The sequence below is a fragment of the Robertmurraya korlensis genome (genome assembly GCF_023715225.1).
GTDB lineage: Bacteria > Bacillota > Bacilli > Bacillales > Cytobacillaceae > Robertmurraya_A.
In genome coordinates this window covers 85,170-100,323 of sequence record NZ_JAMBNS010000006.1, presented here as the reverse complement: position 1 = coordinate 100,323, position 15,154 = coordinate 85,170, and the positions used below count along the sequence as shown (strand labels likewise).

Here is a 15,154-nt window from a genome sequence, read left to right as displayed (position 1 = left end):
GAGAGGAGTTTTTCATCATGAACGGAAACATTCATTCAATCGAAACATTTGGAACAGTAGACGGACCTGGAATTCGCTATGTCGTATTTACACAAGGCTGCTTGCTTCGTTGCCAATTTTGTCATAATGCGGATACTTGGGAAATCGGAACTGGAAAACAAATGTCTGTTTCCGAAATCATCGATGATTTAAAAACCTACCTACCTTTCATCGAGTCATCAGGTGGCGGAATTACTGTAAGTGGCGGCGAACCGCTATTACAAATTCCATTTTTAATTAAACTCTTTAAAGAATGCAAAAAGCTTGGGATTCACACAACCATTGATTCTTCCGGCGGGTGTTTCTCCCACGCGGAACACTTTCAAGCAAATCTTAAAGAGTTACTTCAATACACGGACCTAATCCTGCTTGATATCAAACATATTGACCGAAAGAAGCATATCTCCTTAACCGGAATGGCAAATGAACATATACTTGAGTTTGCTCAATTCTTATCTGCTCATCAAGTTCCAGTATGGATACGACATGTTCTTGTACCAACTATTTCAAATGATCGTAATGATCTTCAAAAACTTGGTGAATTCATTGGTACACTAACGAATGTTAAAAAGGTCGAAGTTCTACCGTATCATAAGCTTGGAGTGTATAAATGGGAAGCTCTTGGAATGGAGTATCCATTAAAGGATATTGAACCACCTAGCGACGAAGAAGCTCAAGAAGCACTTGAACTATTAACAGCTTCAGTAAGATATGCATAATGAAAATGGGGAGCAAAGTTTGCTCCCCATTTGTTTATTTCCACCAGTCATCAAACATTGTTGTTGGAGGTCGCCTTTTATGTTCCGTTACAAGGTAACGTTGTTCAATTTTCTCTGCTACCTCATTCGTCACTTCTTTGCCTTCAAGAAAATCATCTAGTTCCTCGTACGTAATTCCTAGTTCCGTCTCATCGGCTTGCCCAGGCTTTTGATCTAATAAATCTGCTGTTGGGACTTTTAAATATAGACGTTCACTTGCACCTAGTTCTTTTAACAGCTCGCGCCCTTGTCTCTTTGACAGTCCAGATAGAGGCAGCAAGTCTGCTCCCCCATCACCATATTTTGTAAAGAAACCCGTAACAGCTTCTGCAGCATGATCAGTTCCAACAACCAGTAAGCCTTCCTGTCCTCCGATGGCATATTGTGCAATCATCCGCATTCTCGCTTTTACGTTTCCCTTATGGTAATCACGTAACGGTTCTCCTGCTGTTTTTTGATCATATTCAAACTTTACTGCATCTACTGCTTCCTTAATATTAAAAACAAATTCCTCATCTGGCTTTATGAATTTTAGGGAGCTTTGAGCATCTTCTTCATCTTGCTGGATACCGTATGGTAAACGTACAGCAATAAATTTACATTCATAGCCTTCTTGTCTTAGATCTTCCACTGCTAATTGGGATAGCCTACCCGCTAGTGTACTGTCTTGTCCCCCGCTGATTCCTAATACTAACCCTTTAGCATTTGTTTTCTTCACGTATGCCTTTAAAAAAGCAATGCGTTCGTTCACCTCTTGGCGAGCGTCAATAGAAGGCTTCACATGCAACTCATTAATAATAAGACTTTGAATGTTTCTCAACTTTTCTCCTCCTTATCTTATATTCTGAGATTTAATATTTGCCTTAACTTCTTCTATATTTCTCATTTTGTTATCCCAACATTTTTGACTCAAATCCACTGGGTATTCCTCCGGGTTTAGTGCTCTTGTATACTCCTCCCACAGTAGTTTGAGATTATCTTTTGCATAATTTTGCATTTGAGCCAAACTTGGAGTCTCATATACAAGTTTGCCGTTAATAAAAATATCCTCATGAAGGTCTTTTGCTGTGAAATTCGTAATGAATTTACTAATATAGGTGTGTACGGGATGGAACATTTTAATTCTAGACTCTGCTTCAGGATGTTCCTCATCCATCGTAATATAATCGCCTTCAGATTTATGATTTTCATTATTAATAATCCGGTATACCCTCTTTAGACCGGGAGTAGATACCTTTTCTGGATTACCACTAATCTTAATTGTATCAACAAGCTCTCCATTATCACCCTCAATGGCCACGAGCTTATAAACAGCACCTAAAGCAGCTTGGTCATATGCCGTGATTAGCTTTGTACCAACTCCCCACGTATCAATCATAGCTCCTTGGGCTTTTAAGTTAATGATTGTGTACTCATCAAGATCGTTTGAAGCAATAATTTTCGTTTCCTTGAATCCACTTTCGTCAAGCATTTCACGAGCTTTTTTTGACAGGTAAGCAAGGTCTCCACTATCAAGACGAATACCAAGAAAATTAATTTTATCACCAAGTTCCTTAGCAACCTTTATCGCATTCGGAACACCTGATCGTAGTGTGTCGTATGTATCTACTAAAAACACACAGTCTTTATGTCTTCGAGCATATTTATGAAATGCAATATACTCATCCTTATATGCTTGGACCAAAGAGTGAGCATGGGTGCCAGCAACAGGTATACCAAACATTTTTCCTGCACGAACATTTGAGGTAGCCTGGAAACCTCCAATAAAAGCTGCTCGTGTACCCCAAATAGCTGCATCCATTTCTTGAGCTCTTCTAGTACCAAACTCCATTCCCACTCCATCACCGATCACTTGTTTAATCCTCGATGCCTTCGTTGCAATTAACGTTTGATAATTAATAATATTAAGCAATGCTGTTTCAATTAGCTGAGCCTCTGCTAATGGAGCTTCCACTCTTAATAACGGCTCGTTTCCAAAAGCAATTTCCCCTTCAACCATTGAACGGATATTCCCTGTAAAGGTTACCGTTTTTAAATAATCAAGAAAGTCTTCCTTATAAAGAGCGACATCTCTTAAATATTTTATATCACTATCTGTAAACCGAAATCCTCTTATGTATTCAATGACTCTTTCTAAGCCTGCAAAAATAGCGTAGCCATTTCCAAAAGGCAAATTCCTAAAATATAAGTCAAATACTGCTTTCTTGTTGTGTATCCCATCCTCCCAATAAGTTTCTGCCATATTGATTTGGTATAAATCCGTATGTAAGGTCAAGCTATCGTCTGGATAGTCACGTTTCATTACTAAAATCTCCTTAACTTCAAAAATGCATTTTAACCTATCATAGCGAAACTACCTTTAAATGTCACGATTTTAGGTAAATTGTCAAAATAAATCCTTATTATCTTCAGATTTGCGCAGGAGTTTATGATTTACTATACTTATAAGGAGAACATTCAAAAGAAGTGAGGTGATTTCGATGGATGAGATTCTCTTTGACTTAACAAATTTTTCAACCCTGTATACCATTTATGCATCTGTCGTGATCAGCTTAATCCTTCGATTGATTTGGATCTGGAATATTGAGTATCACTTTCTTGACACTGTCTGTTCCTCGACAGATCTTAGCTCTGAGAAGAATCAAATCTTCTTTGATCGGGCGAACGTTCACCAATTACATCCTGCTCTCGTCTGGATATACCGGTACATTAGACGAAAAGTGGCAGGTAGTGATGATACAGATAGCATCTTTCCTCCTTCATCAAGATAAAACAAAAAATGATACGGAGGAAAAATAAATGAGTGATTTTTTTCAAACAGTATTTGTAAACACATTCTCAAACGCTATACATGCCATTGCGATGATTTTTAACGGAAGCTTCGGATTATCAATTATATTTCTTACTTTAATCGTTCGCCTTCTTCTTATGCCACTAATGCTTAAGCAGTATAAAAGTCAGCAGCAGATGAAAGAGAAAATGGAGGCACTCAAGCCGGAATTAGATGTGATCCAAGAAAAAATTAAGAAAACAAAAGATAGCAAAGAACAACAAAAACTGCAGCAAGAAATGATGGGGTTATATCAGAAACACGGAGTAAACCCATTAGCGATGGGTTGTCTACCCATGCTCATTCAGATGCCTATTTTAATGGGCTTTTACTACGCGATTCGTGGATCTCACGAAATTGCAACTCACTCATTTTTATGGTTCAACTTAGGTGAGTCGGATATATGGATTACTGCTATTGCCGGTATTGTATATTATTTACAATTCAAAGTGTCCATGTCCAACATAAGTGGTCAACAGCAGCAGCAAATGAAGTTCATGGGTCTCCTTTCTCCGATTATGATTGTCATGTTCTCATTTAATGCACCTGCCGCTTTACCTCTTTATTGGGCAGTTGGGGGAACTTTCCTCATTATCCAAACATTAATAGGAAAAAAATTATACCAAACACCTGCACCATCACTTGCAGCTAATACAGAAAAAGCATAGCTAAAAGGTCTGCTCAATTAAAAGAGCAGACCTTTTTTATGCCAGCAGAAATCCAATCGAAGCTAGGACAATTCCAATACCGTAGCTCAATAATAAATATAGGACGAATGCTTTATATTCTTTTGACTCCCAAAGCTGTATCAGTTCAAGCTTGAATGTAGAGAATGTAGTAAAAGCACCCATAAATCCAACTCCTAAAAAGGAGTATACGTCCCCTCTTATCCCTTTGCCAACCAACAAACCTAAGAGTAACGAACCTATTGCATTAATAATGAGAGTACCGAGAGGAATGGAAAAGTTTAAATACTTTTTCGCAAGCTGACCAATAATATATCTAGCATTTGCTCCAATAAACCCACCTACAGCAATTAGAATGAAAATCATTGAACGACCACCCTTCTCTGCCCTATTCGGAAGCCTCCGAATGCGCAGACCAGGCCACCTACCATACTTAAACAAACATAACAAATGGCTAGAAGATATTGTCCCTCCTGTAATAAAGAGCTAAGCTCCACACTTAAGGTAGAGAAAGTTGTAAAAGAACCAATTAACCCCGTCCCAATAGCTGCTGCTAAATCATCAGGGAGCTTCTTTGAAAGGAGCATTCTTGAAGTAAACCAACCAAGTGCAAATGCTCCTAACAAATTGGCAAGTAGAGTTCCTAAAAATGGTAACCAGTCTCCATTAATGGCTAACATATTGTAGTAAATACTATATCTCAACACACTTCCAATGGACCCACCGATCCCCACAAATATTAACCTCATAACATCCACCCTATTAATAAAAATAACAGATTAAAAGAAAATACTGTTAGCTACCATGCTAACAGTATTATGTAGTCGATGTTAAGCTTCTTTGAAATAATCCTTGTAGTAGCCGCCAACTTTTCCACTATTATCTATAATAAAGTAAAATTCTTCTGTTTCATTTTTTACTTCGTACACATTTCCTGGTGTTAATTTATTATCGACAATATATTTTTCAGCTTTAGTGTGAACACAAGTTACCTTTTTTATTGTTTCTGACTCTGACCATTTTAGATGAATCACTACAGTCACTCCTTTTACATTATCTATCTTATTATAGAAAGGAAGTAACTACTTAGCAACTTTTTCTAAAAAATGCTTCTTAAAAGGTTTAATTCTAAAATTTCTTTTTGTTACTTTACGCACTTTGTTCTCTTCAAAGGTGAAAAATTCTCCTGTTAAGATATTTTTTAAAGTTATATAACTAATTTCACATATTGTATCTAATCTAATAAACTCTAGATAGTTATATTGTCTATTATTATACACCAGCTCATAATAGCCATTTTCTCGATTTCCACTCATATTCTGACCCACTTTCTTAAGTTGGTGATATGAAGTGTTTACCACAATGGATACCTGTATTAAACCGATATACAATAAAAAATTAACTATTGCTCAACTTTTTTAGACGATCAAGTTCTGTTAGTAAATATTGAAAATATCGCTCGCTCAATCTTCCTTTTGCACCTCTAAGAATTTCGGTCGAGTAATGGTCGGGAGGTGCCACTTCAGGCATTTTGTTATACACATGAAATGTCAAAACATCCTTAAACGTTTCCCCATCGATGGCCACATCTACAAATGTAGGGCGATACCAGCCTCCATAAAATCCCTCTCTAGCAAATAAATACTCGACCCCTTCATATGGGGTTAAGTATACCAACCCTTCGGTTTCGCCACCCTCTTCCACAATATCGGCCCTTCCACCATCACTTACTCTGAAAAGGTATTTCATGGAATACCCCTTTAGTACAGCAGCACCGACGAGGTTTTTAAAACAGTGGTCCACCCCCGCTTTTCGGAATCGTTCATCATCCATACACGAACCATATGCAAAGTAGTATACTTGTTCAGGACGATTTTTCATGAATCTATGTAACTTCCAATCTCCGTGAGTAATTTTTTCGACCTTGCTTGATTCATCCGCATTCACATACACGAACGCTACATAAGTACCTTTATCGGTATGAACGGTTACATTTGTTCTGTCAAACAAATTAGACTCTTTCCCCTCTTCATAATCCTCCAAAGCGTCGAGCTTAGGTAAAAGGTTTTTACTAACCTCATATATCTCTCCATGCACCTTACCAGATTCATTAAGTTCGAGGGTAGGATAACCGTTACCTGTATCAAAAAGCTCACCGTTTACCCATGCCTGTTCAGCTATGCAAGTAGCTTCCCTGATTAATCCGTGATTTTCTTCATGTCTTCTTAATGTACCATAAACAAAAAGTGTAATCGTTTCCATCCTTCTCCCCCATCATACAAACTATTTACCATATTTTATCATGAAAAAAAATATTACGTGGAAATCCTGTAACAGAATATTAATAATTTTATGGCAATAAATATGGATTTTTGGGTTTTCAAATGGATTAAAACCCGATACAATGATAAAAAGCTAGAAAATTCAGTCCATTTTAAGGAGGCTTACAAATGAAGATAATGAGTAATGAAATTTTGGTTGTCTCGTATCGGAATGCATTGAAGTCAGGTGAAGATAAAGAATGGGCGAAGTTTTTAAAGAAGGAAATTGAGAAAAGAAATTTAAAACCGGCAATTAAATCGTAAGACACAACCACCGGCTCCCTTATGCCGGTGGTTTTATGTACCGTACTAAAAATAAACAAGACGGGTTTCCCCGTCTATAATTGATTGATCATATTTAAGTAAAGTTGTTGCAGGGGGTGACTAGAGAGTCGTTTCTCCTTTTGAACAGATTCATTCATTTCTCTCATTTCAAGAGGAAAATCCACGTGACCACCTACAGGGTAATCTTGAAGACTCTCACCTAGAATAAACAATTCAATTCCATCTTCGGTAACAAAAAAGGCGTCTTCACTCAACATATACCGATGATGACATCTGCTTTTCGTTTGCATGAATTTCCCTCCACTTTTTGTTCTCAAACTCATTATATATTAAATGTTCTGAATATTCATATAGTAAATTTTAGGAAATTGTGAACAAAATTGTCGTTAATTTGTAAAAAAGATTGACACTTAGCGATTTACTGTAGTAAAGTTAGAAAAAATTAAATGTTTTGATTTCTTATCAAGAGAGGTCGAGGGTCTGGCCCTATGAAGCCTCAGCAACCATCAATTTTTTGAAAAGGTGCTAATTCCAGCAAGTATTTTACTTGGAAGATAAGAAGAATGGCTCATGTTGATAACAAAGTCTTCTTCTTAGAGAGAAGACTTTTTTTTATTATTTGGATGTTGGGAGAGACTAAAATGTACAAAAACGAAACCAAGGTAGCGCAGATTGGAAACAGAAGTGAAACTCAAACGGGGACAGTAAACCCTCCTGTTTACTTTTCCACCGCTTATCGACATGAAGGAATTGGCCAATCAACTGGCTTTGATTATATTCGCACAGGCAATCCAACAAGAAAGCTTGTAGAGGCGGCAATTGCTGATTTAGAAGGCGGTGATCAAGGATTTGCCTGTAGTTCTGGAATGGCTGCAATCACTACCATTCTTGCACTCTTTGAATCTGGCGACGAATGGATTGTATCAAGAGATTTATACGGTGGAACCTATCGAGTTCTAGAGCAAGGATTTAAAAAATGGGGACTTTCGAGTACGTATGTACAAACACATGATGTAAGTATTATCGAACAGTCTATTACGGAAAAAACGAAAGCTATATTTATAGAAACACCTACCAATCCTCTTATGGAAGAAACAGATATTCAAGCCGTTGCTGAACTAGCGAAAAAATATAATATTTTATTAATTGTCGACAATACCTTTTACACTCCATTACTTCAAAGACCGATTGAGCTTGGAGCTGATATTGTCATTCATAGTGCTACCAAATACTTAGGTGGACATAATGATGTGCTAGCTGGCTTGATCGTTGGGAAAGGAAAAGAGGTTTGTGAACAACTTGGATTCCATCACAACTCGATTGGAGCTGTTTTAAGTCCGTTTGACTCTTGGCTACTTATTCGCGGAATGAAGACTTTAGCGCTTAGAATGAAACAGCATGAAAAAAATGCAAGAGAACTTGCAAGCTTCTTGAAGAATCATGAAAATGTGATAGATGTTCTTTACCCAGGTCGTGGTGGCATGCTTTCCTTCCGAATTAAAAAAGAAGAGTGGGTTAATTCATTCTTACAAAATCTTAACCTTATTACGTTTGCAGAAAGTCTTGGGGGTGTAGAAAGCTTCATTACATACCCAGCTACACAGACACATGCGGATATTCCGGAAGAAATTCGTTTTTCAATTGGCGTTTGTAATCGCCTGCTTCGTTTCTCTGTTGGTATTGAAGACGTGGAAGATTTAATTAAAGATATTGACCAAGCTCTTACTCGTTTAAGTTCGGAGGCATGAAAATGACAAAAGAACACAACTTTTCATTTGAAACAAAACTACTTCATAATGAACATAAATTTGATCCTACTAACGGTGCTGTTTCCGTTCCTATTCAACACGCTTCCACCTTTCATCAGCATAGCGTAGATGAGTTTGGAAAATATGACTATGGTCGAAGCGCGAATCCCACTCGCGAAGCTTTTGAAACAGTTATTGCAAACCTTGAGGAAGGCACAAACGGATTTGCCTTTTCATCAGGTATGGCAGCCATTTCGACTGCGTTTCTCCTACTCTCTCAAGGAGACCATGTGGTGATCACGGAGGACGTATATGGTGGTACGTACAGAATGGTGACAGAAGTACTTTCTCGTTTTGGAATCGAGCACACATTTGTTGATATGACGGACCTTACAGCTGTAAAACAAGCGATTCGTCCAAATACGAAGGTTTTTTATGTAGAAACTCCCTCCAATCCGCTTTTAAAGGTAACGGATATTCGAGCGATCAGTGAGATTGCGAAAAGTGTTGGAGCGTTAACCTTTGTTGACAATACATTTTTAACACCAGCTCTACAAAAGCCATTACTTCTTGGTGCGGATGTGATTCTTCATAGTGCCACAAAGTTTCTATCTGGTCATAGTGATGTAGTTGCTGGAGCGATCGTTGTAAACGATCCTGACCTTGCTAAACAGATTGGATTCTTACAAAATTCTTTTGGCGCTGTGTTAGGCGTTCAAGATGCTTGGTTAGTGTTACGAGGAATGAAGACCTTATCGGTTAGGATGGATTTCTCAATGAAATCTACCCTAAAAATAGCACACTTCTTGCAGAACCATCCTTCTGTGAAAAAAGTGTACTACCCTGGACTTTCTGACCATCCACAGTACGAAATACAAAAAGAACAATCAGAAGGTGCCGGAGCCGTTCTTTCATTTGAACTTGAAAGTGAAGAAGCCGTAAAACAATTCGTTGAATTAACAGAGATCCCAGTATTTGCTGTAAGTTTAGGAGCTGTTGAATCCATCCTCTCTTACCCAGCTAAAATGTCACATGCGGCAATGCCAATTAAACAACGCTTAAAAAGAGGGATCAGCCAAAGTCTCCTTCGCCTTTCTGTTGGACTAGAACATCCAGATGATATCATTAAAGACTTCACGGCTGCTTTTGAAACGATAGCCGCGAAGAGCCAAGGAGAGACAGTAAGATGAGCCTTTTAGATAAACTGAAAAAAGACATTGTCATCGGTGATGGTGCAATGGGTACCCTTCTCTACTCTTATGGTACAGATAGTTGTTTTGAAGAGTTAAACTTGTCACATCCGGATGATATTTTAAACATCCATAAGGCCTATTTACGAGCAGGAGCGGATGTGATTCAAACAAACACGTATGCTGCCAACTCCTTAAAGCTACAAAGATACGGGCTTGAAGATTCTGTAGAAAAAATTAATCGTGCTGCCGTTAAAATTGCGAAACAAGCTTTGACCAATGAAAGCTTTGTTGTAGGAACCATTGGTGGTAACCGCGGGATCCGCCCCAACTCATTTTCTTTAGAGGAAATTGTCCACAGCTTTTCACAGCAGCTACATTATTTATTGTTGGAAGATGTTGATGGGCTGTTACTTGAAACTTACTACGATTTAGATGAAATTGAGGCAGTCCTATCCGTTGCGAGAAAGGAAACCAATTTACCTATTATTGCGCAAGTTTCCATGCAGGTCCCTGGTATTATGCAAAACCGAACACCCATTAATGAAGCTCTTTTACGATTAGAAAGTCTTGGTGCTGATGTGGTGGGTGTGAACTGTCGACTTGGTCCCCATCATATGCTTGAAAGCTTGGAACAAGTTGAATTACCTAAAACAGCACTTTTATCCGCTTACCCAAATGCTAGTCTTCCTACGTATACGGATGGAAAATTCCATTATGAAGGAGATGCAGATTATTTCCGAAAAAGTGCTCAGGAATTTAGAGCTCAAGGTGTTCGTCTTTTAGGAGGATGCTGTGGTACGACTCCAGCCCATATTGCGGCCTTTGCTTCAGAGCTAAAAGGGACTTCACCGGTGACGGAAAAACAAGTGGAAGTAAAAAAAGAAGTGGTTCAAGTGAAACCTGAACAACCCAAGCGTACAGAGCGTCCTCTACAGGATATAGTTAAAGAAAGATCATCCGTCATTGTAGAATTGGACCCACCTCGTAAGCTGAACACAAAGAAATTTTTTGAAGGAGCACAAGCACTTAAGGAAGCAGGTGTTGATGCTATTACATTAGCTGATAATTCCCTAGCCTCTCCAAGAATATGTAATACTAGCTTGGCTCAATTGACAAAAACCAATATCGGCTTACGACCACTTGTTCACATTACTTGTCGTGATCGAAATATTATTGGTCTTCAATCTCATCTTATGGGCCTTCATACCCTAGGATTACATGATATATTAGCTATAACAGGCGACCCTGCCCGTGTCGGTGATTTTCCTGGTGCGTCATCTGTATATGATGTATCTTCATTTGAACTCATTAGCATGATTAAGCAGTTTAATGAAGGTCTGTCCCCTACTGGCAAGGATTTAGGGGAAAAAGGTGTATTTTCAGTTGCTGCCGCATTTAATCCAAATGTAAAATATATTGATAAAGCTGTTTTACGACTGGAAAAGAAAGCAAAGTACGGAGCAGATTACTTCATCACTCAACCAGTGTATTCAGAGGAAAAACTGATAGAGATTTACAATGCAACTAGGCATATTTCTCAACCTATATACATTGGGTTAATGCCACTAACATCGAGTAAAAATGCGGAGTTTCTTCATAACGAGGTACCTGGAATAAAAATTTCTGATTCTATTAGAGAGCAAATGGCTTCTTTAAAAGATGATCCTGTTCAGTCAGCTAAGGAAGGAATTTCAATTACAAAGTCATTGATTGACGCGGCTTCTGAATTGTTTAATGGAATTTATTTAATTACTCCTTTTATGCGCTATGAAATGACCGCACAGCTCGCTACCTATACAAATACGATAAACAGCCAAGTGTTAAGGAGGAAGCTGAATGCAAACAGCATCGTTAAATGAACAACTAAATAAACGAATTCTCATCATGGATGGTGCGATGGGTACGATGCTCCAACAAGAAGCATTAACAGCTAAGGATTTTGGTGGAGAGGAGTATGAGGGTTGTAATGAAATTTTGAACCTCACCGCTCCAAATGTGATTGAAAAAATTCACCTAGAGTACCTACGTGCAGGAGCCGATATTATTGAAACCAATACTTTCGGTGCAACGAGTCTAGTATTGGATGAATACGATTTAGGTTCTAAAGCGTATGAAATAAATGTGGTCGCTGCCAAGCTAGCCAAAAAAGCAAAGGATCAAATTTCTACACCTGAGTGGCCACGCTTTGTCGCAGGTTCCCTTGGTCCTACAACCAAAACATTAAGTGTAACAGGCGGAACAACCTTTTCTGCTTTAGTTGAAACATATGAGGAGCAGGTACTCGGTCTTCTTGATGGGGATGTTGATTTACTGCTTCTAGAAACTAGTCAGGATTTGTTAAATGTAAAAGCTGGATTTTTAGGAATACAGAGAGCCTTTGACCTTCGGAACAAAAAACTCCCTATTATGATTTCTGGGACGATAGAACCGATGGGAACAACGCTTGCTGGTCAATCCATTGAAGCCTTTTATATTTCCATTCAACATATGAACCCTATAGCAGTTGGACTAAATTGTGCAACAGGACCAGAGTTCATGCAGGATCATATTCGTTCCCTTTCCTCCCTATCAAACTCTGCAATCAGTTGTTATCCTAACGCTGGTTTACCTGATGAAGAAGGTCATTATCATGAAACACCTGATTTGTTAGCAAAAAAGCTTGGTAACTTTGCTGCTGAAGGATGGATTAATATTGTTGGTGGTTGCTGTGGAACAACACCTGAACATATTAAAGCTATTTCTGATGAGATGAAGAAATACAAGCCTCGCCAACGAATTGAAAACCATGCCCACATGGTTTCAGGCATTGAGCCATTTGTATACGATGATCCAACTTTACGACCAATCATGGTTGGGGAACGAACAAATGTTATCGGGTCAAGAAAGTTTAAACGATTGATTAGCGAAGGAAAGATTGAGGAAGCTTCAGAAATTGCACGTGCTCAAGTGAAAAACGGTGCTCATGTTATCGATATCTGCTTGGCAGATCCCGACCGAGACGAAATCGTTGATATGGAGAACTTTATTCAGGAAGTTGTTAAAAAGGTAAAGGTTCCTTTAGTTATCGATTCAACGGATGATAACGTTCTAGAGAAGGCACTTAGTTATTCTCAAGGAAAGGCCATTATCAACTCCATTAACCTTGAAGATGGAGAAGAAAAATTCGAATCGGTTTCTAAGCTCATTCACAAATATGGTGCCGCAATTGTTGTCGGGACCATTGACGAAAAAGGTATGGGGGTCACTGCCGAGAAAAAACTAGAGGTAGCGAAACGATCTTATGATCTTCTAGTTAATAAATATGGTGTTCCTCCTCAGGATATTATTTTTGATCCCCTTGTCTTCCCTGTTGGAACTGGAGATGAACAATATATTGGTTCTGCTAAAGCAACCGTTGACGGAATTCGATTGATTAAGGAGACAATGCCTGAAACTCAAACAATATTGGGAATCAGTAATGTATCCTTCGGTCTTCCACCTGTCGGACGTGAAGTGTTGAACTCTGTATTCCTGTATCACTGTACGGTTGCTGGATTGGATTACGCGATCGTAAACACAGAAAAACTCGAACGTTTTGCAAGTATTCCACCTGAGGAAGTAAAATTGGCAGAAGATCTTCTTTTCCATACTACCGATGAAACATTAGCTGTTTTCACAGATTTTTACCGAGAAAAGAAAAAAGAAGCCAAGAGCACACTACCTGATATGACATTAGAGGAGCGACTCGCTTACTATATCGTTGAGGGAACAAAAGAAGGGTTAATCCCTGACTTAGAACTTGCTTTATCCACCTACCCTACCCCACTTGACATCATTAACGGTCCATTAATGGATGGTATGAAAGAAGTAGGTCGCCTATTCAATGACAATCAATTGATCGTAGCAGAGGTACTCCAAAGTGCAGAAGTAATGAAAGCCTCCGTTTCCTTCTTAGAACCACATATGGAAGCAGGAGATACCTCTTCATCAAAAGGAAAAGTAATTCTAGCTACTGTAAAAGGCGATGTTCATGATATCGGTAAAAACTTGGTGGATATTATTTTAAGCAATAATGGGTATGATGTGGTTGATTTAGGTATAAAGGTCACCCCAACTACATTAATTGAAACCATTAAAAAGGAAAATCCCGACATTGTTGGATTATCAGGGTTATTAGTAAAGTCTGCTCAGCAAATGGTTCTGACTGCTCAAGACATGAAGCAAGCAGGAATTAATATTCCGATTTTAGTTGGTGGTGCGGCTTTATCTAGAAAATTTACGGACACGAAAATTTCTAAAGAGTACGATGGTTTAGTATTGTACGCTAAGGATGCAATGAATGGGTTAAGTCTAGCTAACCAACTCCAAGATGAAGAAGAGTTGAAAAAGCTTGAGGTTGAGCATGCAGAAAAACAAGAGCGTATAGCTAGTACAAGCAACGACTCAAGTTCTTCAACAGCTACGGCGACAGCCATTAAGGTTCGCTCAAAAACTAAACAAGACCATATCGTTCAAGTTCCAAAGGACGTAAAAAGACATATTTTACGACAATACTCCCTTGCCCATATTGAGCCATACATTAATGAACAAATGCTTATTGGTCATCATTTAGGAGTAAAAGGAACGATCGAAAAGCTATTAGCAGCTCAAGATGAAAAAGCGTGGAAAGTAAAAAATGTAGTTGATGAGCTCAAAGCAGATGCAAAACAAAAGGGTTGGATTAAACCGCAAGCAGTTTATCAGTTTTACCCTGCGCAATCAAAAGATGAGAGTATCTATATCTATAACCCTGAAAATCATTCAGAAATTATTGAAACCTTTACGTTCCCTCGTCAGGAAACAGAACCATTTTTGTGCTTAGCAGATTATGTTAAATCTGTTGACTCTGGTGAAATGGATTATGTTGGTTTCTTTGCAGTAACTGCAGGCACAGGGATTCGACAGGCTGCCGAAGAATTAAAAAAGGCTGGTAGGTTCTTAGAAAATCATGCTCTCCAAGCTTTGGCGTTAGAGACTGCTGAAGGATTTGCAGAATTTATTCATCGCCTTATGCGTGACCAGTGGGGATTCCCGGATCCGGTTAGCATGACGATGAAGGATCGATTCTCCGCTAAATATACTGGCCAACGCTTCTCCTTTGGATACCCGGCTTGTCCAGATCTTGAAGATCAAACAAGACTATTTTCTCTTCTGAAGCCTGAGGAAATTGGCATTCAATTAACAGAAGGTTTTATGATGGAGCCTGAGGCTTCTGTTACAGCGATGGTATTTTCACATCCGGAAGCCCGTTACTTCAATGTTTTAAGATAATTGCG

Annotated in this window: 16 protein-coding genes and 1 riboswitch; of the genes, 8 read left to right on the top strand and 8 right to left on the bottom strand. The window is 38.6% G+C overall.

Annotated elements, in window-relative coordinates:
• Positions 1 to 17: 17 nt before the first annotated feature.
• A complete protein-coding gene (gene pflA, locus M3175_RS12520) occupies positions 18 to 758 on the top strand; it encodes a pyruvate formate-lyase-activating protein (protein ID WP_251519460.1) in 741 nt (246 codons plus the stop codon).
• Between the two features lie 34 nt (positions 759 to 792).
• Here the strand turns inward: pflA and nadE are convergent, their stop codons facing one another.
• Positions 793 to 1,617, bottom strand: coding sequence for an NAD(+) synthase (nadE, locus tag M3175_RS12515; RefSeq protein ID WP_251519458.1), 825 nt, complete (start codon positions 1,615 to 1,617; stop codon positions 793 to 795).
• 12 nt (positions 1,618 to 1,629) lie between these two features.
• Positions 1,630 to 3,099, bottom strand: a complete 1,470-nt coding sequence (locus tag M3175_RS12510; RefSeq protein ID WP_251519456.1) for a nicotinate phosphoribosyltransferase — start codon at positions 3,097 to 3,099, stop codon at positions 1,630 to 1,632.
• A 178-nt stretch (positions 3,100 to 3,277) separates the two neighbouring features.
• Here M3175_RS12510 and M3175_RS12505 point away from each other — a divergent pair, with 178 nt between their 5' ends.
• Both M3175_RS12505 and yidC read left to right on the top strand, forming a co-directional pair.
• A complete protein-coding gene (locus tag M3175_RS12505; protein WP_251519454.1) occupies positions 3,278 to 3,568 on the top strand; it encodes a hypothetical protein in 291 nt (96 codons plus the stop codon).
• A 28-nt stretch (positions 3,569 to 3,596) separates the two neighbouring features.
• Entirely contained in the window at positions 3,597 to 4,295 is a 699-nt protein-coding gene (gene yidC / locus M3175_RS12500) for a membrane protein insertase YidC (RefSeq protein WP_251519452.1), read from the top strand.
• A gap of 36 nt (positions 4,296 to 4,331) precedes the next feature.
• On the opposite strand, the gene crcB (M3175_RS12495) is transcribed toward yidC, so the two are convergent.
• The 5 genes from crcB (M3175_RS12495) to M3175_RS12475 form a co-directional block, all read right to left on the bottom strand.
• Complete coding sequence (crcB, locus tag M3175_RS12495; protein WP_251519450.1) at positions 4,332 to 4,679, bottom strand: fluoride efflux transporter CrcB; 348 nt, start codon at positions 4,677 to 4,679, stop codon at positions 4,332 to 4,334.
• Positions 4,676 to 5,062 carry a fluoride efflux transporter CrcB gene (gene crcB / locus M3175_RS12490; RefSeq protein WP_251519448.1) on the bottom strand — a complete coding sequence of 129 codons (387 nt, stop codon included), beginning with the start codon at positions 5,060 to 5,062 and terminating at the stop codon, positions 4,676 to 4,678. Before crcB (M3175_RS12490) ends, crcB (M3175_RS12495) begins: the two co-directional genes overlap by 4 nt.
• 81 nt (positions 5,063 to 5,143) lie before the next feature.
• Positions 5,144 to 5,347, bottom strand: a complete 204-nt coding sequence (locus tag M3175_RS12485) for a DUF6501 family protein (RefSeq protein ID WP_119708680.1) — start codon at positions 5,345 to 5,347, stop codon at positions 5,144 to 5,146.
• A gap of 48 nt (positions 5,348 to 5,395) precedes the next feature.
• Positions 5,396 to 5,629 carry a hypothetical protein gene (locus tag M3175_RS12480; RefSeq protein WP_251519446.1) on the bottom strand — a complete coding sequence of 78 codons (234 nt, stop codon included), beginning with the start codon at positions 5,627 to 5,629 and terminating at the stop codon, positions 5,396 to 5,398.
• Between the two features lie 82 nt (positions 5,630 to 5,711).
• Positions 5,712 to 6,575 (bottom strand): gamma-glutamylcyclotransferase family protein, encoded by an 864-nt coding sequence (locus M3175_RS12475; RefSeq protein ID WP_251519444.1) that lies wholly within the window; start codon positions 6,573 to 6,575, stop codon positions 5,712 to 5,714.
• 188 nt (positions 6,576 to 6,763) lie between these two features.
• On the opposite strand from M3175_RS12475, the gene sda reads away from it, so the two are divergent.
• Positions 6,764 to 6,898, top strand: a complete 135-nt coding sequence (sda, locus tag M3175_RS12470) for a sporulation histidine kinase inhibitor Sda (protein ID WP_251519434.1) — start codon at positions 6,764 to 6,766, stop codon at positions 6,896 to 6,898.
• A 74-nt stretch (positions 6,899 to 6,972) separates the two neighbouring features.
• Here sda and M3175_RS12465 read toward each other — a convergent pair whose 3' ends face one another.
• A complete protein-coding gene (locus tag M3175_RS12465) occupies positions 6,973 to 7,209 on the bottom strand; it encodes a hypothetical protein (protein ID WP_251519432.1) in 237 nt (78 codons plus the stop codon).
• 166 nt (positions 7,210 to 7,375) lie between these two features.
• Positions 7,376 to 7,480, top strand: a riboswitch (SAM riboswitch).
• Between the two features lie 80 nt (positions 7,481 to 7,560).
• On the opposite strand from M3175_RS12465, the gene M3175_RS12460 reads away from it, so the two are divergent.
• From M3175_RS12460 to metH, 4 genes are read left to right on the top strand one after another with little or no spacing between them, the layout of a single operon-like run.
• Positions 7,561 to 8,667 (top strand): methionine biosynthesis PLP-dependent protein, encoded by a 1,107-nt coding sequence (locus tag M3175_RS12460; protein WP_251519430.1) that lies wholly within the window; start codon positions 7,561 to 7,563, stop codon positions 8,665 to 8,667.
• A gap of 2 nt (positions 8,668 to 8,669) precedes the next feature.
• Positions 8,670 to 9,857, top strand: coding sequence for a cystathionine beta-lyase (gene metC / locus M3175_RS12455; protein ID WP_251519428.1), 1,188 nt, complete (start codon positions 8,670 to 8,672; stop codon positions 9,855 to 9,857).
• A complete protein-coding gene (locus M3175_RS12450) occupies positions 9,854 to 11,719 on the top strand; it encodes a bifunctional homocysteine S-methyltransferase/methylenetetrahydrofolate reductase (RefSeq protein WP_251519426.1) in 1,866 nt (621 codons plus the stop codon). Before metC ends, M3175_RS12450 begins: the two co-directional genes overlap by 4 nt.
• Positions 11,697 to 15,149 carry a methionine synthase gene (gene metH / locus M3175_RS12445; protein ID WP_251519425.1) on the top strand — a complete coding sequence of 1,151 codons (3,453 nt, stop codon included), beginning with the start codon at positions 11,697 to 11,699 and terminating at the stop codon, positions 15,147 to 15,149. The genes M3175_RS12450 and metH overlap by 23 nt, the downstream gene beginning before the upstream one ends.
• The last annotated feature ends 5 nt before the right edge of the window (positions 15,150 to 15,154 follow it).